The organism is Mesorhizobium sp. B2-1-1, from assembly GCF_006442975.2.
Lineage (GTDB): Bacteria > Pseudomonadota > Alphaproteobacteria > Rhizobiales > Rhizobiaceae > Mesorhizobium.
In genome coordinates, this window is sequence record NZ_CP083954.1 from 4,919,285 (window position 1) to 4,938,513 (window position 19,229).

16 protein-coding genes and 2 pseudogenes are annotated in these 19,229 nt (G+C 64.0%); 6 read left to right on the forward strand and 12 right to left on the reverse strand.

Annotated elements, in window-relative coordinates:
* The first annotated feature begins 72 nt into the window (after nt 1-72).
* Nucleotides 73-1,006: pseudogene (locus FJ972_RS24140) on the forward strand (LysR family transcriptional regulator).
* A gap of 127 nt (nt 1,007-1,133) precedes the next feature.
* On the opposite strand, the gene FJ972_RS24145 reads toward FJ972_RS24140, so the two are convergent.
* The 8 genes and pseudogenes from FJ972_RS24145 to FJ972_RS24180 form a co-directional block, all read right to left on the reverse strand.
* Nucleotides 1,134-2,204, reverse strand: coding sequence for a tartrate dehydrogenase (locus FJ972_RS24145; RefSeq protein WP_140525099.1), 1,071 nt, complete (start codon nt 2,202-2,204; stop codon nt 1,134-1,136).
* A 58-nt stretch (nt 2,205-2,262) separates the two neighbouring features.
* A pseudogene (locus FJ972_RS24150) lies at nt 2,263-2,364 on the reverse strand (isocitrate/isopropylmalate family dehydrogenase); the annotation flags it as partial.
* 48 nt (nt 2,365-2,412) lie between these two features.
* The gene (gene fghA, locus FJ972_RS24155) at nt 2,413-3,246 is read right to left on the reverse strand and encodes an S-formylglutathione hydrolase (RefSeq protein WP_140497531.1); all 834 of its coding nucleotides are present in this window, start codon (nt 3,244-3,246) and stop codon (nt 2,413-2,415) included.
* A gap of 273 nt (nt 3,247-3,519) precedes the next feature.
* Entirely contained in the window at nt 3,520-4,647 is a 1,128-nt protein-coding gene (locus tag FJ972_RS24160; RefSeq protein ID WP_140525100.1) for an S-(hydroxymethyl)glutathione dehydrogenase/class III alcohol dehydrogenase, read from the reverse strand.
* 57 nt (nt 4,648-4,704) lie between these two features.
* Nucleotides 4,705-5,352, reverse strand: coding sequence for a glutathione S-transferase family protein (locus tag FJ972_RS24165; RefSeq protein ID WP_140525101.1), 648 nt, complete (start codon nt 5,350-5,352; stop codon nt 4,705-4,707).
* Nucleotides 5,353-5,361: 9 nt separating this feature from the next.
* Entirely contained in the window at nt 5,362-7,128 is a 1,767-nt protein-coding gene (locus tag FJ972_RS24170) for a Rieske 2Fe-2S domain-containing protein (RefSeq protein WP_140525102.1), read from the reverse strand.
* A 21-nt stretch (nt 7,129-7,149) separates the two neighbouring features.
* Nucleotides 7,150-8,040 carry an aromatic ring-hydroxylating oxygenase subunit alpha gene (locus FJ972_RS24175; RefSeq protein ID WP_140525103.1) on the reverse strand — a complete coding sequence of 297 codons (891 nt, stop codon included), beginning with the start codon at nt 8,038-8,040 and terminating at the stop codon, nt 7,150-7,152.
* Nucleotides 8,041-8,071: 31 nt separating this feature from the next.
* Nucleotides 8,072-8,929 (reverse strand): aromatic ring-hydroxylating oxygenase subunit alpha, encoded by an 858-nt coding sequence (locus tag FJ972_RS24180; RefSeq protein WP_140525104.1) that lies wholly within the window; start codon nt 8,927-8,929, stop codon nt 8,072-8,074.
* A 249-nt stretch (nt 8,930-9,178) separates the two neighbouring features.
* Here FJ972_RS24180 and FJ972_RS24185 point away from each other — a divergent pair, with 249 nt between their 5' ends.
* From FJ972_RS24185 to FJ972_RS24205, 5 genes are all read left to right on the forward strand, one after another.
* Nucleotides 9,179-10,012 (forward strand): GntR family transcriptional regulator, encoded by an 834-nt coding sequence (locus FJ972_RS24185; protein ID WP_140497518.1) that lies wholly within the window; start codon nt 9,179-9,181, stop codon nt 10,010-10,012.
* Complete coding sequence (locus FJ972_RS24190) at nt 10,009-11,103, forward strand: BMP family ABC transporter substrate-binding protein (protein WP_140525105.1); 1,095 nt, start codon at nt 10,009-10,011, stop codon at nt 11,101-11,103. The genes FJ972_RS24185 and FJ972_RS24190 overlap by 4 nt, the downstream gene beginning before the upstream one ends.
* A gap of 98 nt (nt 11,104-11,201) precedes the next feature.
* Nucleotides 11,202-12,749 (forward strand): ABC transporter ATP-binding protein, encoded by a 1,548-nt coding sequence (locus FJ972_RS24195; protein ID WP_140525106.1) that lies wholly within the window; start codon nt 11,202-11,204, stop codon nt 12,747-12,749.
* The gene (locus FJ972_RS24200) at nt 12,733-13,827 is read left to right on the forward strand and encodes an ABC transporter permease (RefSeq protein ID WP_140497512.1); all 1,095 of its coding nucleotides are present in this window, start codon (nt 12,733-12,735) and stop codon (nt 13,825-13,827) included. Before FJ972_RS24195 ends, FJ972_RS24200 begins: the two co-directional genes overlap by 17 nt.
* A gap of 31 nt (nt 13,828-13,858) precedes the next feature.
* Nucleotides 13,859-14,779: an ABC transporter permease gene (locus FJ972_RS24205; RefSeq protein WP_140515241.1), complete on the forward strand. Its 921-nt coding sequence runs from the start codon at nt 13,859-13,861 to the stop codon at nt 14,777-14,779.
* Between the two features lie 14 nt (nt 14,780-14,793).
* Here FJ972_RS24205 and FJ972_RS24210 read toward each other — a convergent pair whose 3' ends face one another.
* From FJ972_RS24210 to FJ972_RS24225, 4 genes are read right to left on the reverse strand one after another with little or no spacing between them, the layout of a single operon-like run.
* On the reverse strand, nt 14,794-15,636 hold the full coding sequence (locus tag FJ972_RS24210) for an SMP-30/gluconolactonase/LRE family protein (RefSeq protein WP_140497508.1): 843 nt from the start codon (nt 15,634-15,636) through the stop codon (nt 14,794-14,796).
* A gap of 6 nt (nt 15,637-15,642) precedes the next feature.
* Entirely contained in the window at nt 15,643-17,412 is a 1,770-nt protein-coding gene (locus FJ972_RS24215; protein ID WP_140525164.1) for a CoA-transferase, read from the reverse strand.
* Nucleotides 17,413-17,426: 14 nt separating this feature from the next.
* A complete protein-coding gene (locus tag FJ972_RS24220; protein ID WP_140525107.1) occupies nt 17,427-18,443 on the reverse strand; it encodes a hypothetical protein in 1,017 nt (338 codons plus the stop codon).
* Complete coding sequence (locus FJ972_RS24225; RefSeq protein WP_140525108.1) at nt 18,440-19,228, reverse strand: enoyl-CoA hydratase/isomerase family protein; 789 nt, start codon at nt 19,226-19,228, stop codon at nt 18,440-18,442. Before FJ972_RS24225 ends, FJ972_RS24220 begins: the two co-directional genes overlap by 4 nt.
* Nucleotide 19,229 lies beyond the last annotated feature (1 nt).

Consider the following 19,229-nt stretch of genomic DNA (forward strand, 5'->3'; position numbering starts at 1 on the left):
CTCCCGAGAGATGCAAGGCGCAATTTACGCCCGCTTCCAGCGGTCGACTATTCGCGATAATGTTGACGGGGCATGAAGCAGAACTTCACAATCCGGAAAGGTGCGCTCGACGGCGTGGAGGCGTTCCTCGGCGTCGCGCAACACCGCAGCTTCCGAAAAGCGGCCGCGGAGCTCGGCGTCACGCCATCGGCGATCAGCCAGGCGGTGCGCGCGCTCGAGGTGCGCGTCGGTGCGGCGCTCTTCATGCGCACGACGCGCAGCGTCGGCCTGACCGAAGCCGGCGAACGGTTCCTTTCGCGCGCAAAGCCCGCTTTCGAGGAACTGGTCGCCGCAAGCGAAGTCGCACGTGAACTTGGGCAGCGGCCGACTGGGCTGTTGCGCCTCTCTGTGCCGCGCGCCGTGGTGCCGATCCTGCTGGAGCCGCTGGTGGCATCCTTTTGCCAGGCCTATCCCGAAGTAGAGGTGGAGATCGCCGCAAGCGGTGAACTGGTCGACCTGGCGGCCGAGGGGTTCGACGCCGGCATCCGGCTCGGCCAGTTCATCGCCGCCGACATGGTCGCGGTTCGGCTGACGCCGCCGTTCCCGCTCGTGGTCGTCGGCAGCCCTGGCTATCTGCGCCGGCAGAAGCGGCCGGAGCGCATCGACGATCTGCGCGGCCATGCCTGCCTGCGCATGCGCCGCTCCAACGGATCGATCGCGCCCTGGCCCTTCATCGACGGCAACAAGACGGTCGAGGCAATCGTCTCCGGGCCGCTGGTCGCGCATGATTACCCGACACTGCTTGGCGCGGCGATCCAAGGTGTCGGACTTGCACAGGTGCCCGGCCCTCTCACCGAAGCCCCGATTGCCGATGGCCGGTTGCAAGCGTTGCTCACGCCCTTCGCCGTCACGACGCCGGGCGTTTTTCTGTATTCCCGACAGACGCCAGGTCCTGCCCAAGCTGCGCGCTTTCATAGAGCATGTTAAATATCGGGGAACGGACGCCGAAGGCGCGCGAACTTCCTGAGGCCACGCCCTCGATGACATGCTTGCCTGTTCGTGCCGCGCTATCTCTTTGTTTTTGTCGCAATTCCCAAGGGAAAGCGCTACGCGCTTTTCCCGGGAAAACCGTACACGCTTTTCCTGGAATTACTCTAATTGGCGCGAAGGGCCGCGATCATCGCGGCGGTAACCTCGGCGGTGCTCGCGGTGCCGCCGAGATCGGGGCTGAGATATTCCGCCCGGTCCGTGACAAGCTCGATCGCAACCATGAGGCGCCGCGCGGCGGCCTGCTCGCCGAGATGCTCAAGCATCAGGCTCGCCGTCCAGAACGATCCGAGCGGATTGGCGACGCCCTTGCCGGTAATGTCGAAGGCCGAACCGTGGATGGGTTCGAACATGGACGGCCGGCTGCGCGAGGGATCGATGTTCGACGTCGAGCCGATGCCGAGTGATCCACCCAGCGCGGCGGCCAGGTCGGAGAGGATGTCGGCATGCAGGTTGGTCGCCAAAACCGTGTCGATGCTGCCGGGCTTGTTGACCATGCGCTGGGTCATGGCGTCCACCAGCATCCAGTCGACGCTGAGACCGGGATAGTCGCGAAGCACGCCGCGCACGACTTCGTCCCACAGAACCATGCCGTGACGCTGCGCATTCGACTTGGTGACAACCGTCAGAAGCTTGCGGGGGCGCGACAGCGCAAGCTCGCAGGCGAAACGTGCGATGCGTTCTATCCCGGCGCGGGTAAAGACGGCGACATCCATGCCGACCTCGATAGGCAGTCCGCGATGGGCGCGACCACCGACGCCGGCATATTCGCCTTCGCTGTTTTCGCGCACGATCACCCAGTCAATCTGCTTGCCGAGATCGGGCCGCAACGGGCCGGTCAGCCCGGGCAAGAGGCGCGTCGGCCGCACGTTGGCGTATTGGTCGAACCCCTGGCAGATGGCCAGGCGCAGCCCCCAGAGGGTGACGTCGTCGGGAAGGTCCGGATCGCCGACCGAGCCGAAATAGATCGCATCGAAACCCTCCAATTGCCCGAGGCCGTCCTGCGGCATCATGCGGCCGTTGCGGCGGTAATAATCGGAACCCCAGTCGAAGCGCTTGAAGTCGAAGGCCAGACCCGGCTCGACAGCGGTCAGGGCTTCCAGCACCTTCACGCCGGCTTCGACGACCTCCGGCCCGATACCGTCACCGCCGATGACGGCGATCCTATGCGAGGACATTTTCAGTTTCCTTCTCGATGGCAGCGACGATGGCGCCGCGGTTGTGGCCAAGTCATTGCAGCAGCATGCGGGTGGATTCGATCATCGCATAGGGATTGACGATGCCCTTGCCGGCGATATCGGGCGCGGACCCGTGCGCCGCCTGCGCCGTGGCTATGTCGCCTTCGCCGATGCACAGACCCTACCGCTGATGATGCCCGGCGGTTCTTCAGCCTAGCCGAGCGGCATGCCACTTCAGGTGATCGTCCATGAAGGTCGAGATGAAGTTGTAGGAATGATCGTAGCCTTCCTGCATGCGCAAGGTGAGGTCGATGCCGGCCTTCTTGCAGGCTTCATCGAGCAGCCACGGACGGAGGCCTTCGTCAAGGAACCCATCGGCCGTGCCCTGGTCAACCAGGAACTCGCCAAAACGGCGGCCGTCCTCGATAAGCAGCGTGGCGTCATAGGCGCGCCAGTCCCTGTCGTCGGCGCCGAGATATTTCTCGAGCGCAGGCCGCGACCAGCCAGCAGTCGTCGGCTGAACGATCGGCGCGAAGGCCGAGCAACTCCTGAAGCGGTCGGGGTTCTTCAGCGCGATCGTCAACGCGCCGTGTCCGCCCATCGAATGCCCCGATATGCCCTGGCGCGCCATGTCGGCAGGGAAGTTCGCGGCGATCAATCCCGGCAGCTCGTCGAGGACGTAGGAATACATACGGTAGTTCCTGGCGTAAGGCTGCTGCGTCGCATCGACATAGAAACCGGCGCCGCAGCCGAACTGCCAATTATCCTTCTCGTCCGGCACATCGGCACCGCGCGGGCTGGTGTCGGGGCAGACCACGATGAGACCAAGCTCGGCCGCCAGGCGCCGGTACTCGCCCTTGTCCATGACATTGGCATGAGTGCAGGTGAGACCCGAAAGATACCACAGCACCGGCACCGGCCCATCCTTGGCCTGCGGCGGCACGAAGACGGCAAAGGTCATGTCGCAGGCGCAGACCTCTGAAGCGTGCGAATAAACACCCTGGACGCCGCCATGCGACTTGGACGTGGAAACGACTTTCATCAACTCTGCCTTTCGTCATGACCTTTCGGTCCGACATAGCTGCCGGCCGCCGCACCCGCAACCTTCAGCCCTGCAAACAGCACCGGCGGCGTAACCGAGGTGCACCTTGGTCACGCCGCCGGTCGACGCCGGACTTTGGGAACACGCCGACCTGGCCGGGAGGCTGGAGGTAGCGAAAAGTCCGGGCATTTCTGTGGCCCGCCTTCTCAAGCCGACAGGGCTCCTGTCGGTCCAAGCGGGGATGTCCTCGGGCCCGCGGCGTGTGGGCCGCCCTCAGTAAACCACGACACCCCTGATCGACTTGCCCTCATGCATGAGGTCGAACCCCTTGTTGATGTCCTCGAGCTTCAGCGTGTGGGTGATCATCGGGTCGATCTCGATCTTGCCGTCCATGTACCAGTCGACGATCCTGGGCACGTCGGTGCGGCCGCGCGCGCCGCCGAAGGCGGTGCCCATCCAGGTCCGCCCGGTGACCAGCTGGAAGGGCCGCGTCGAGATCTCCTGGCCGGCGCCCGCCACGCCGATGACCACCGACTTGCCCCAGCCGCGATGCGAAGCCTCCAGCGCCTGGCGCATCACCTTGGTGTTGCCGGTGCAGTCGAACGTGTAGTCGGCGCCGCCGATCTGGTCGGCGCCGCGCTTGGTCATGTTGACGAGATGGGGAACGATGTCGCCGTCGATCTCCTTCGGATTGACGAAATGCGTCATGCCGAAGCGCTCGCCCCAGGCTCGTCTGTCGTTGTTGAGATCGACGCCGATGATCATGTCGGCGCCGGCAAGTCTTAGGCCCTGGATGACGTTCAGCCCGATGCCGCCGAGGCCGAAGACCACCGCGGTCGCGCCTTGCTCGACCTTGGCGGTGTTGATGACCGCGCCCACGCCGGTGGTCACCCCGCAGCCGATGTAGCAGATCTTGTCGAAGGGCGCGTCGGGATTGACCTTGGCAACGGCGATCTCCGGCAGCACGGTGAAGTTGGAGAAGGTCGAGCAGCCCATATAGTGAAACAGTTTTTCGCCCCCGATCGAGAAGCGCGAGGTGCCGTCCGGCATCAGGCCTTGCCCCTGCGTGGCGCGGATGGCGGTGCACAGATTGGTCTTGCGCGACAAACACGACGGGCACTGCCGGCATTCGGGCGTATAGAGCGGGATCACATGGTCGCCCTTTTTGACCGAGGTGACGCCCTTGCCGACATCGACTACCACGCCGGCGCCCTCATGGCCGAGAATGGCGGGAAACAGGCCCTCGGGATCGGCACCCGACAGCGTGAACTCGTCGGTGTGGCAGATGCCGGTCGCCTTGATCTCGACCAGCACCTCGCCCTCGCGCGGGCCGTCGAGGTCGACCTCCATGATCTCAAGCGGCTTTCCGGCGGCAACGGCAACAGCGGCGCGGGTTTTCATTTCTTTCTCCCAAACTTGCTTGCCGGGACGATCGATCGCCCGGCGTTGCGATAGAAATCATGCGGCCTTGGCCGGCCCCGCCGGGAACACGCCCGACATCACGGTAAAGCCTTTGATGCGTTTGACACGATCGCACCAACGCCGGATGGCGGGATAGTCCTGGCGCGTAATGCCGCCCTCCTCCGACAGCATGATGTAGGGAAAGCAGGCAATATCGGCGATGGTCGGATGATCGGCCGAGCAGATCCAGCCGCGGCCCTGCTGCTCGCCGAACCACAGATGCTCGTCGAGGATACGGAACAGCCGGTGCGCGCCGGCGCGTGCGGCATCGATGTCGAAATCGTAGAACAGCGCGTCGTGCAGGCGGGCGGCCGACGCCGTCGAAGTGATGCCGTCGGCGAAGGCCAGCCACTGGCTGATCTCGCCGAGCAGGGCCGGTCTGTTCCGGGGATACCATGTGCTCGACGGATCGTATTTCGACGCGAGGTAGACCAGGATCGCCTGGGCGTCGCGCAGGATCAGCCCTCCATCCTCGATAACCGGCAGTTGGCCGAGCGGATTGAGCTTCAGGAACCATTCCGACTTGTGTTCGCGGCCGGGGTAGAAGTCGACCGGCACTGTCTTGTAGTCGATGCCGAGAAAACTCATCAGCAGCCGCAGCTTGTAGCAATTGCCCGAAAGTTCGTAATCGTAAAGCGTGATCATCGGGAGTTCCTAAACGTCGAGCACGAGGCGTGCCGATTTGGCGCGCGAGACGCAGGTCATGATCCTGGTTCCGGCCTTGCGCTCGGCATCGTTGAGGTAGACGTCCTGATGGTCCGGCTCGCCCTCGATCACTGTCGCGACGCAGGTACCGCATGCGCCCTGCTCGCAGGACGACGGAACATCGATGCCATTCTCGCGCATGACCTGCATGATCGTCTTGCCGCCCGGCACCTGCAGCGTGACGCAGGAGCGCGCCAGCGCTACTTCGAAGCTCGAACTGTCGTCGATCTTGTTGGTGTTCTTGAAATATTCGAAATGGATGGCGGTATCCGGCCAGCCCTGCTCGGCGGCGATCTTGCGGGCGGCTTCCAGCATCGGTCCGGGACCGCAGATGTAGAGATGCATGCCGTCCCGGTAACCGGCGAGAATCCCCCGAAGCTCGGCGCCGGTCGCGTCCGGCGACAGCCCGAGATGCGGCTTCAGCGCATCGCCGAGATGCTTCAGCCGATCGGCGAAAGCGAGGTGTTCCTCCCCTTGCGCAAAATAGTGCAGCTCGTGCGCCAGCTCCTGGTTCTTCAGCGCCTGCGCCATTGCGAGCAGCGGCGTGATGCCGATGCCGCCGGCGACGAACAGCGTCTTGATCGCGTCACGGCGCAGCGGGAAATTGTTGCGCGGCTCGGAGATCGCCAGCACGTCGCCCTCGCGGACTGTCTCATGCATGCATTTGGAGCCGCCCTTCGAATCCCGCTCCAGCTTGACGCCGATGATGAAGCTGTCGGTTTCACCAGGGCCGTTGGTGATCGAATACTGCCTGATCTCGCCATTGGGCATATGGACGTCGATATGGGCCCCAGGCTGGAACGTCGGCAGGATGCCCTTGATCGGGCGGAGCTCGAAACCGGCAACGCCGTCGGCCGCCTGCCATTTCCTGGCCACGCTGACGCGCAGCGCCGCCTTGCGGCCATGCGCGGTCACCTCGGGCATTTCGGCGAGTTCGGCCGACACCCTTTCGTAGATCGGCTCGATCGGCGCGGGCGCCGGTGCGTTCGCGACGTCGCGCTCGACCTCGTCGCGCAGCTTGGAAAGCCGCTCATTGTGGTGGCGCAGGATGGCGATGCGGGCGGCTGCTTCGACCTCCTGATCGAGCACGCCACGGATCACCGAACGGTTTGAATCAACCGGCTGCACGAAGAACACGCCGCGCGTCTCGGCACCACCATCGCGCGAGTGCAGCGCCACGGCAAAATCCCGCGCGGCCTCGATGATGGTTTCCGCGCCCTCGCCTTCGATCGCTGCGTTGGGCTGAAAGCGATAGGCCTTCAGCCTTTCGACGACCTTGTCGGCCGGCGCGTTGACCGCGATGCCGCGCAAGGCGAGCAGCTTGCCTTCGGTCAGCGCGGCAACATCCGGCACCTCGCCGCGAGGCTCCTCGGAGGACCAGACCAAGCCGTAGCGCTCGACCCCGGGGAAGGTGCGGTTGGTGATGGTGCGGGCCGGCGCGTCGGCAGGATGCGCTGGAATGTAGGTGCAGCCGGCGGTGCGGTTCGAATAACGCCAGCCGTGATATTGGCACTTCAGCTCGCGCCCGTCATTGATGCCTATCGACAGCCTGACGCCGCGATGCAGGCAGCGGTTTTCCCAGATGTTGATGTAGCCGTCATCGGCCCGCCAGACGGCGAATTCCCGGCCGAGCAATTGACCATGGAAAACGTGGCGGTACGGCAAATCATGGGAAGCGGCGATCGGATGCCACTGGCTTCTGGCTTCTTCCAACATCAATCGTCTCCAAGAATCTCGTCAGGCCGCAACCGGAATGACACCGTAGGTCACTCCCTTCTGGCTGAGCCAGCGCCGGTAGGCGATGGCCGACTTATCGGCCCGGATGGGCGTTTCGGCGCGCGGATCGAGCGGCAGGCGTTTGGGCACCTGGTTTTCCAGGATCGGCTTGTCCTGGCCGAAGATCGTCTGCTGGAAGCGCTTGATCACCTTGTCTTCATTGTCTTCGTCGAGCACGCAAAGCAGCATGTGGGCGCGCACATGCTCCTGGTCGACCGGCTGCAGGAAGATGGCGATGACGTCGCGCCGTGCCTCGTCGACCGGGCTCGATTTATAGAGCACGGAGCAATAGGGGTGCGGCACGCGATAGACATAGTCCACGTCGGCACCGCCACCGGAAGCGGTCGAAGCCATTGGCTGGAAGAAGCGGCAGCGCGTGGCCAGTATCTCGTCACGGTCGACGGATATCTCGACGTCGTATTCCTTGACTTCGGTATGCGGCTCGACGCCGAGTATGTCGGTATGCACATAGGGAAAGTGGCCCATGTCGAGAAAGTTCTCGATGGCGCGCGGTGCCGAGACGTTGACGCCAAACGTGGCCGCGTTGAGCTTGCGGCGGTCCGGCTCTTCATATTCCGGGATCGGGAACAGCTCGGCCGGTGGCGAGCCGAGCGAAGTCCAGACATAGCCGTAGGCGCTTCTTGCCGGCAGCCTGTCGGCGCCTGGAACACGATCCACCCCTTCTACATCGGGACGTGAGCGCCAGACGACGGGCTCACCATCCATATCGACCGCAAAACTGAGGCGCTCCTCGAGCAGAACGGTGTCCTGGACACCGCCGGGAACGGTCTCGGCGATCGCCCCTACGGGATGCCAGAGATTGAGGATCACGGGATCCGAGCATTTTGTCATCGTTTTATCCTCTGGATGCCCTCGAACGTCATCAGGCTTGTGCCGGTATCGCGCCATAGGTGACGGCCCGATCACGCAACCAGCGCCGGTAGGAAACCGACACGGCATCGGCACGGATCGGGGTCTCGGCACGCGGATCGAGCGGCAGGCGCTTAGGTACCTGGTTCTCCAGGATCGGTTTGTCCTGGGCGAAGATCAATTGCATGAAGCTGCGCACCGTTGCCGCCTCCATGCCTTCCTTAAGATAGCAGAGGTAAGGATGCGCGATGCAGTTTTCCTCGTCCACCGGCTGCACGAACAGGGTAATGACATCGAGCCGGTCCTTCTGGATCGGGTTGCTCTTGTAGAGAGCCACCGTGTAGGGCCGAATCACCTTGTAGATGTAGTCGACGACAAAGCCTTCCTTGGCGGTCGGCGAAGCCACCGGCTGATAGAATTTGCATTCGGTCGCCAGCACCTCGTCCTGCGCTGTGATCTCAACCTTGTAGGGCGCGACCTCGGTATGCGGCTCCTCGCCGAGCCAGCCGGTATGAATGAAGGGGAAATGCCCCATATCGAGAAAATTCTCGACCGCGCGGAGGCCCGACACCTTGACCGCGATCGAACCGCCGCCGACAAGATGCCGGTCTGCCTCACTGGCCTCGGGGATATAGATGATGTCGCGCGAGGGCTTTTCCAGACAGGTCCAGATGAAGCCATAACGCTCGGCGCTTTTCAGCGTGGCGCCCGTATCGCTGCGAACGACTTCGATCTTGTTTGAACACTTGTGAACGGTGAGAGCGACCCCAAGCAGGCATGTGGCAAACCGCGTATCCTGGCTTAGCGATTCCTGATCCGCGACGATGTGCCAATCGTTCAAAAGCTCGCGGTCAACGCAACGGGTTGCCATCGGCTTCCCTCCCAACTCGGCTAGCCCTTCACCATGAACCTAGCCCGACGTTTCGGGATGACGAAACCACAAGATTGGATACCAATCAACATTTTTTTGTCGTCCAAAATCCTTTTTTGTGTTGACAGATTATGATGATTGAATTCCGATATGAGAAAGCTGAACCTGGGATATGTCGTGTCCTGACGAGGCATGTCGCCATCACGAAAGCCCGCTGATCATGTCGTCGAAATGGCGGAGAACCATGCCTTGAGCAGCCGTTCCCAGACCATCGCGGATACGCTGACCCGCGCCATCATCGACCATCGCCTCGTGCCCGGCTGCAAGCTCGGCGAACGCGAACTCTCCGAAATATTCAACGTGAGCCGCATCGTGGTGCGCCAGGCCCTGATCCGGCTCGCCGATGACGGGCTGGCCCAGATCGAACGCAACCGCGGTGCCTTCGTCGCCAAGCCGAGCATGCAGGAGGCGATGGAGATCTACGACGCGTTGACGCTCGTCGAACAGGGCGTCGCAGCACAGCTCAGCGATCGCCTTGGGCCGGCCGGCTGGGCCGAACTGCGCCAGCATGTCGAGCGCCAGCGCCAAGCTGTTGCCGCCGGCAACGATGCGCTGGCCGACGTGCTGGGCCAAGAGTTCCATACCGTGTTCGTACGCCTCAGCCGCAACAAGGTCATGCAGGAAATCCACGCGCAGCTGGTGCGCCGCACGACGCTGCTGCGCTCCCTCATTTCAGCCGATTTCGACTATTGCAATCTGCTGGACGACCACTCGCGGGTCGTCGACCTGCTGGAGAAGGGCCGGCTGAAACCGGCCATGGACCTGATCGACACCCACCACCGCGCGGTGGTGCGCGGCTACATCATGGATCGCGCAGTGTTTCCAGAGATGACGCCTGCCGAAGCGCTAGCGCCCTATCTCGACGGCAAGGCCGACGGCGCGACTGTGCCGCTGCGAAGATTGTCGAATGCATCCGGCGGCGGCGACGCGGCAACGCATCTCCACCTCCATATCCCCAGAACAGACCGGGCACCGACAAGCCGGGCATCAACAAAAAAGACCAACAGAGGGCTACCATCATGAAGAAACTGACGAGACGTGAATTCCTGAAACACAGCGGCGCGGCCGGCGCGGCTCTTGGCGCGGGAGCGCTGAGCACCATCGCACAGGCGCAGGAGGTGCTGAAGATCGGTGCCGTCTACGTCTCGCCGGTCGCCGAGATCGGCTGGACCAAGCAGCACAGCCTCGGCGTCGAGGCCATCAAGGCCGAATTCGGCGACAAGGTCGAGCTCACCGTCATCGACAACATCTTCATGCCGCAGGACGCCGAGCGTGTCTTCCGCGAACTGGCCAGCGCCGGCAACAGGCTGATCTTCGGCACAAGCTTTTCGCATGGAACGCCGATGCAGAAGGTGGCGCCGCGCTTTCCCAAGGTGGCGTTCGAACACTGCTCAGGCATCGTCCACCTAGCCAATCTGGGAACCTTCGAAGCGAAATATTACGAAGGCACCTTCGTCGCCGGCGCGGCGGGCGGCTACATGTCCAAATCGGGCAAGATCGGTTTCATCGGCGGCTTTCCGATCCCCGACATCGTCGGTCCGGCAAATGCGCTGCTGCTTGGCGCGCGGAGCGTCAATCCAAACGCGACCTGCAACACCATCTTCCTGAATTCCTGGTTCGACCCGGGCAAGGAGAAGGAGGCGGCCAAGACGCTGATCTCTCAAGGCTGCGACGTGGTCTGCTCGATGACGGACACCGCGACCGGCGTACAGGTCGCCGGCGAAGGTGGCGCCTGGTCGATCGGCTATGCCAGCGACATGTCGAAATTCGCCTCGGGCAAGCAGCTGACCTCTTTCGTTCTCGATTGGACCAGCGACTATGTCGGCGCAGCCAAGGCCGTGGCCGCCGGTACCTGGAAGCCGGAAGTCCGCTGGGACGGATTGGCGGCCGGCGTGGTGAAAATGGCCCCCTACAATGAGGGTATCCCCGTCGATGCCCGCGCCAAGCTCAAGCAGCTCGAGGCCGACATCGGCAGCGGCAAGCTTCATCCCTACGCCGGGGAGCTGAAGGATCAGGACGGCAACGTCAAGGTTGCCGCCGGTTCGGTTCTGGCCGATGACGACATTCGCGGCATGAACTGGTTCGTGAAGGGGATGATCGGCAGGCTGAGCTGATCGCCGTAAAAGTGCCGGGAGACGCCCAAGTCCATACCTTCGGCGTCTCCTTGCCTGGTTCCCGTCCAACCTCGCTTCACGCCACGGCAGGACCCGCCATGCATCCGCGACTAGAACTGCGCAACATCTGCAAGCGCTATCCCGGCGTCATCGCCAATGACGATGTGTCGCTGTCGATTCAACCCGGCGAGATCCATGCCGTGCTGGGCGAAAACGGCGCCGGCAAATCCACTCTGATGAAAATCATCTATGGGGCGACGCAAGCCGATTCCGGCGAGATCTTTTGCGATGGCAATCCGATCGCCACGCACACCCCGGCGATGTCGCGCGCGCTCGGCATCGAAATGGTCTACCAGCATTTCGCGCTGTTCGAATCCGTTTCGGTGGTCGAGAACATAGCGCTCTCGGCCAGCAGCGCGTACGACCTGCCCTCGCTCGCCGAGAATATCCGCGATCTGTCACGCCGCTACGGCATGCCCATCGACCCGCATCGCCAGGTGCACGACCTGTCGGTCGGCGAGCGCCAGCGCGTCGAGATCGTGCGCTGCCTGCTGCAGGCGCCGAAACTGCTGATCCTCGACGAGCCGACCTCGGTACTGACGCCGCAGGCGGTGGTGAAGCTGTTCGAGACGCTCCGCCAACTTGCCGCCGAGGGCTGCAGCATCGTCTATATCAGCCACAAGCTCGACGAGGTCCAGGAGCTCTGCGACACCGCCACCGTGCTGCGCAACGGCAAGGTCACCGGCACCGCGCGTCCGAAGGAGACGACGTCGCTGGAGCTTGCCCGCATGATGGTGGGTTCGAAGCTGCCTGAAATGCATGTCGGCCCGCCGACGCCAAGCGACAGACCGGTGCTCGAGGTCAACAGACTTACGGTGAAGTCCCGGGATCATTTCGGCGTCGACCTGAAGGACATTTCTTTCAAGGTGCATGGCGGCGAGATTGTCGGCCTGGCCGGGGTTTCCGGCAATGGCCAGGCCGAGCTGATCGCCTTGCTCAGCGGCGAGCGCACGCATGAGCGCAGCGACGCCATCCGGATTTGCGGAACCGGCGCAGCCCGCCTTCGCCCGCACGAGCGCCGCAAGCTCGGCGTCGCCTTCGTTCCCGAAGAGCGGCTCGGGCGCGGCGCCGTGCCCTCGCACACGCTGTGGGAGAATGCGGTGCTGACCGCGCACCGCTTCGGCACGGTGCGCAACGGGCTGGTCGACCGGCGCCGGGCCAAGGCGTTCGCCGCCGGCATAATCGATAGGTTCAAGGTCAAGGCCAACGGGCCGCAGGCGACCGCGCAAAGCCTGTCCGGCGGCAATCTGCAGAAATTCATCGTCGGGCGTGAGATCGCGCTCCAGCCGAAGCTCCTCCTGGTGTCTCAGCCGACCTGGGGGGTTGACGTCGGCGCGAGCGCCTTCATCCGGCAGACCATCGTCGATCTCAGCCGCGCCGGCGCGGCGGTGCTCGTCGTCTCCGAGGAACTCGACGAGTTGTTCGAGATCTGCGACCGGCTGCTGGTCATTTGCCAAGGGAAGGTTTCCCCGCCGCTGGAGCGCAAGACGACCGATCGCGAGGAGATCGGACTTCTGATGACGGGCCGCGGCATGAGCGACGGCGCATTGGCGAACGGAGGTGGCAACAATGCGCTTCAGGATTGAACAAAGGCCGGAGCCCTCCTCGCTGATGCGCGTCGCCGCGCCCGCACTGGCGACCCTGTTGACCGTCATCGTCGGATCGATTTTCTTCGCCTCCCTCGGACATGATCCGCTGGCGACCCTCCATGCCTTCTTCATCGAGCCGCTCTCTTCCATGAACGGCCTGTCCGAATGGCTGCTCAAGGCCTCGCCGCTGATCCTCATCGCTTGCGGGCTGGCGGTCGGCTTCCGCGCCAATGTCTGGAATATCGGCGCCGAGGGCCAGTTCACCATGGGGGCAATCGCGGCCAGCGGCGTGGGGCTTTTCTGGCCGAACCCCGAAAGCGTGCTGCTGTTGCCGCTGATGTTCATCGCCGGCATGGGCGCCGGCATGGCCTGGGCGGCAATCCCCGCCTTTCTGCGCGCCCGCATGAACACCAACGAGATCCTCGTCACGCTGATGATGACCTATATCGCGACGCTGTTCCTGTCCTATCTCGTGCACGGACCGTGGCGCGATCCGGCCGGCTTCAACTATCCGCAGACGGCACTTCTGCCGACGGCGGCCCTGTTCGAATCCTTTGACCCCGCCTATCGCCTCAACCCGTCGATATTCATCACGGTCGTCGCCGTGCTCCTGATGTGGCTGTTCACCGACCGCAGCTTTCTCGGCTACAAGATGTCGGTGAGCGGGGCTGCACCGCTTGCCGCCCGCTATGCCGGCTTTCGCGAATCGGCTGCGGTCTGGATCGGACTGCTGGCGGGAGGTGCCGCGGCCGGCATCGCCGGAATGGCGGAAGCCGCCGGGCCGCTCGGGCAGCTCTCGCCGCAGATTTCGCCAGGCTACGGCTTCGCGGCCATCATCGTTGCCTTCGTCGGACGGCTGAACGCCTTCGGCATCGTGCTTGGCGGGCTGTTGATGTCGCTGCTTTTCCTCGGCGGCGAAGGTGTGCAGATGACGCTCGGCCTGCCTTCGGCCCTGACGCGGATCTTCCAGGGCATCCTGCTGTTCTTCCTGCTCGCCGCCGACTTCTTCATCTTCTATCGCGTTCGCCTGGTGCGACCCGTCCGGGACACGCATGCGCTGGAGACGGCACGATGAGCGGGTTTCGGATCGTGCGGGAGACAGCCTGATGGATCTGTTCATCGCCATCTTCACCGGCACCGTCATTGCCGCCACACCGCTGATATTCGCCGCGCTCGGCGAGCTCGTGGTAGAGAAGTCGGGTGTCCTCAATCTCGGCATCGAAGGCATGATGCTGATGGGCGCCGCATTGGCATTCTGGGCCGTCACCGCGGGCTATCCGATGCCTGTGGCGATCCTGGCCGGCGCGTTGGCGGGTGCGGCCGCCTCGCTGCTGTTCGGCGTTCTGGCGCTGACGTTCCTGACCAACCAATATGCAGCCGGCCTGGCGCTGGCGATCTTCGGTTCGGGCGTCTCCGCCTTCCTCGGGCGCGGCTTCGGCAGCGAGCCGATCGAGGCACTGCGCCGCCTCGACATCCCCGTTCTGTCCGATCTGCCGCTGATCGGTCCGCTACTGTTCCGCTTCGATCCGATGGTCTATCTGGCCCTGCTGATGTTCGTCGCCATCAGTTGGTTTCTCTACCGCACGAAAGCTGGCCTGGTGCTGCGCACGATCGGCGAGTCGCCGCAGACGTCGCATGCGATCGGCTATCCCGTGATCAGGATCCGCTACATGGCCGTGCTGTTCGGCGGGCTGATGGCAGGCCTGGCAGGCGCCTATTTGTCGGTCGCCTACACGCCGCTCTGGGTCGAGAACATGACTGCCGGCAAGGGTTGGATCGCGCTTGCGCTGGTGGTCTTCGCCACCTGGCGGCCGCTGCGTATCCTGCTTGGCGCGTGGCTGTTCGGCGGGATGACGATCCTTCAGTTGCAAGGTCAGGCGCTGGGGCTGGACGTGCCATCCGAACTGCTCTCGGCCCTGCCTTATCTCGCCACCATCATCGTTCTGGTGCTGATCTCACGAAACCGCCAGATGCTGGCCCTGCACTTCCCGGCCTCGCTGGCAAAACCCTTTCGCCCGACGAGTTGACCTTCTGCGAAATGCTACTTCCCTTGCTGGAGAAGGCTCAAGTCGATCTCGGTAATATGCCAGCGACCCAGATTGGCGGTATAGAGCTTGTCGCCCTTGAAGGCGATGTTGGTGGGGTGCGCCAGCGTGGTTGCGGCGGGATCCTCGATCAGCACTTCGAGACCTTTGTCCTTTTGCCAGCGATAAATACGGCTGGGCTCATAACATGAGATGAACAATGAGCCGTCAGGCGCAAAGGCCACTCCGTCCGGAACATTGTGCACGCCTTCGACGACGATCTCACGAGCCCCCGCCGATCCGTCAGCAAGGATCGGCACATAGCTGATGCAGGGTGCGTCGCTTTCCACGACATAGAGGCCGTTGCCGTCCGGCGCCATCGCCATGCCGTTGGCGAACGACATCGCCTCCCGGCACCACAGGCCGCCCTCGCCCGTCTTGAGATCGTAGCGGAAGATGCCCGAGCGATTGTCCTGGCCAACGCTGTCCGAAACGAAGAGCCAACCCCTCGCCTCGTCGACGATCGGGTAGTTCGGCACGCGAATGCCGGCCGACGCGAAGCGCTCCATGCGCGCTGTCGCGGCATCCCAGCGGAAAATCGCGGCATGCCTGAGGTCGCAGGCAAAGCAGTTTCCCGCGCTGTCGAAAGCGATGCCGAGCAGAAAACCGTCGGTGCCGCCCATGCGCCCGACCGAGCCGCCATCGGCGGCCAGCCGCAGCAGGTCGCCGGTTTCGGTGCCACACCAGATCGAGCCATCGCGGTGAACGGCCACGCCCTCCGGATGCGCGACGCGCGGGCTGGTGAAGATGCCGTCGAAGAAAACGCGCGCGGCTGACATGTCGAGCAACGGCTTGGCCATGGGATCTCAGCTTTCGACAAGCGCCGTCTGCACGGCGATGCAGCGTTCGACCATCGCGCGGTCGGCTTCAAGAATCTCGGCGATCAGCGCGCCGCGCTCCTTGGCGCTGACGAACTCCAGACGGCGCAGACCGAGCGGGTCGATGCGGTTTCGCAAGATGGCGAGCGTGCTGTCGGAAGGCAGCGAGACCTCGCGGCAACAGGCGTCGAACGACACCGCAAATCCGGTGGCGTCACGGATCTGCTGCTGCGTGACGCCCGGCATGGTTTCGATGACGATCAATTCCCTCGAAGTCTCGTCGAGCCGGAAGACGCAGAGATCGGTGAAGACCAGCGCCCTGCCGGTGCGATAGCCCATCGGCTCGCGTTCGGCCGCCGTCAGCAGCCCGCGAGCCGAGCTGACGATTTCGACCTCATTCACCAGCGACTGGATCGAGTGGCGGGGGATGTAGAGCAGGTAATCGCGGTGCATGTTGGCGACATCGGCCATGCCGCCTTGCCCCGGCAACCGGATGAGGCCGCCGCTTGGTTTGCGCAGTGCGATCGTGTTGACGCGGCCGCGCCGGTCGACCTGTGCCGCGCCGACGATCTCGTGCGTCACCGCGCCGGCCTGGTAATAGGTCGAGTAGGTGTCGTCGCCGCCGGCATGCGCGACAGCCGTTTCGCAATCGAGGCTTTCGATCAGCGAGAGGATCATCGGGCTTGGCGCGATGTCGAGATGGCCGCAGCTCGTCGTCGCGATGATCATGTCCGGCGCGTGCGTTGCCTTGGCCAGCCGGTAGGCGACGTTGGCCAGCGGCGAGACCGCACCCGCGCTGGCGAAGCTCTCATTGGTGAGTTCGGCGGCGATGCGGGCGGCGATGATCTCGTCAACGGATGCTTTCTCTTCGGCGCGCGCAAGCGCCGGCATGGCAAGCACTGTGTCAGCTCGAACCTTCGCGGCTGTTTGCAACGGCTTCGGCACGCCCTCGGAAGGCGGGCGCAGATTGTCCGCCAAAGGCGTTTGCCGGTCGGCGAACGCCTCCGACAATCGCTGATAATCCGTGACGTAAAACGGCAGGCACGAGGCCGGATAGGCGCCGGCCGGCGCCAGCGCAATCGCCGAAACCTGGTTGCGGGTCAGCACGCTCTGGCGGCCGTCCTGGCGCAGCGTCCCGCCCGGCACGATTTCCTCGACCGTGACCAGCACCTTGCGCGCCGCACCCGCCATGGCGAAGTCCAGCGCGCGGGGCCCGATGATCTGCACATTGCCGCTTTCATCGGCGCGCTGGGCATGGACGACGAATGTGTCGAGCCGCAGCGGCGGGACGAATCCGTTTTCGGTACCGGCAATCGGATCAGGTCTGGCGCTCGCACCCGGCACGCGCGCCAGCATGCCCGATCCCAGCGGAAGCTGGAACGGCATCGAGGGCAGGTTCTGCTGCGCCGCCCGCAGCGCCTGGATCATGGCCAGCGCCGTCCAATCGCGAACCGGTATCGCGCCGCTTTCGGCGGCTGCGCGGAATTTTGGCGGCAAGCCGAAAATGTCGAGGCTGGAGAAACAGAGGTCGATCTCAGCCACGGCATGCGCTTCGAGCAGCAGTTCGAGGGGCAAGCCGCCGGCCCAGCAGATGTAATGCAGATCCTTGACGCCCGACCGGGCTATCGCACGCAGCAATGCGATCGGCAGCCGGGCGAAATGGTGGCCGCCGACACCAAACGATTCGCCATGGCCGACCATCGCGGCCAGTCCTTCGACATCCGTGAAGCGCGGCCGGTTCGGCTTGACCAGGGACATTGCGGCATGGTTCGTCACAGCGCGGATGCCTCGATGCGATAGCGGGTCACGAACTGTTTTTCAGGCGAGAATTCCTGCGCCGTCGCAATGCCGGATTGCGCGATCGGATTGTCGGCCAACGCTGTCGCCGGGCCGAGCCCGAAGGGCGAGCAGATCGGCTCGATGCCGATGGCGACATGGCGCCCGTTCCAGGGTGCTGCTTTGCGGCCACGATTGGAGTACCAGAGCAAAAGGCTCGGGAAATGCTCCTTCTGCCAGGAAAGTTTCACGCGGTACCCGTCCGCATGATTGGCGAGCGCCACCGTGCCATCCAGGCCCTCGATCTGCAACAATTCCTCCGTGTCGGGCACCAGCGGCGGTCGCGAAGCATCAGCCATGCCACCCGCGCGGGCCGGTACGCTCGACAAGTCAGTGAAGGACGCGTTCCGGACGAACAGTTCAGCGCCAGTTTCGACATCGTGTGGATAGGTGCGACCGTGATCGAAGGAACCAAGTTCCAGCGCGGCGGCGCCGATCTCCGCTGGCAGCCGGAACACCGGATGCAAGCCGATCGGCAATCGGCAGGCATGGCGAACGACGATCTTGAATTCAACGTCGACGGCTGGCATCGACGAGTCGGGCGTCACCGTCCGCTCGACACGCCCGACCGGGCTTCCGGCTGGATAGGCGAGTGTCAGTGACAACGATCCTTTGGCGCTCTCGCGCCATTGCCAGTCATGGTTGGAGCTATGGCCATGGGCTTCCTCGCCCTCCTCCGGCGAGCCCATCACCCGAGCCCAGTCCTCGGGCCATCCATCGGCCGGCACCGAATAGCCGAAGGGCACGCAGGGCCATTCGCCGCGCAACCTGCGCAGGATGCCTGGCAGCGCTTGCGCCTGCGGCTCGTTCGACCACGGCGCAATGTGCATCGGCGAAACCTGCCGACCGTCCTCCAGAATGAACGTAACCGGCGCCAGCATCGCGCCAAGCCGCTGGACAGTCAGCGCGCCATGCGCCCAGCCCAATCCGCGATAATCGTCGCCCGCGTTCACGGCCCGCCCTTCTTTGCCTTTGTCGTGCTCCGCTCGGCGAACTCCTTGACGCGCTGCTGGCCGATCTCGCTGCGATAGAGCTCACCCAATATGTCGCGCTCCATGGTGAGCCCATCGTCCAGATCGCCGGACACGGCATGCGCCGTCAGCGCCTTCAGTCCGTCGATTGCGGCAGCAGGCTCGGCGGCGATCATTTCGGCCAGTTCCAGCGCGCGTGGCATCAGCCGGTCGACCTCGACGATCTCGTTGACCAGACCGGCAGCGACGAATTCCGAGGCCGGGACGATGGCGCCGGTCATCAGCAGGAAATTGGCGCGGTTGCGGCCGAGCTTGGCCACGCTGCGTTGCGTGCCGCCGCCGCCGGGGATCAGCCCGAGCTTGATTTCCGGCAGGCCGAGCTTGGCGAATTGGTTGGCGATGACGAGGTCGCAGCACAGCACCAGCTCCATGCCGCCGCCCAGCGCGAAGCCGTTGACCGCCGCGATCACCGGTTTGCGGTTGTTCTCGATGGCCGCGTACATGCGCATGCCGGCAGCCTGGAAAATGTCGAATTCCGGTCCGGTCTGGGCGGCGTATTCCTTGATGTCGGCGCCGGCCATGAAGCCGCGCCCTTCCCCTGTCACCACGATCGCCCCGATGCTTGCATCGCCGGATAGCGACTCGAAGCTTTCAGTGATCTCGCCTTGCATCAGCCGGTTCATGGCGTTGAGCTGATCGGCGCGGCGGAAGGTGACGATCGCGACGCGGCCCGCGGTTTCGACCGTGAGTGTCTGGTAGGTGCGCATC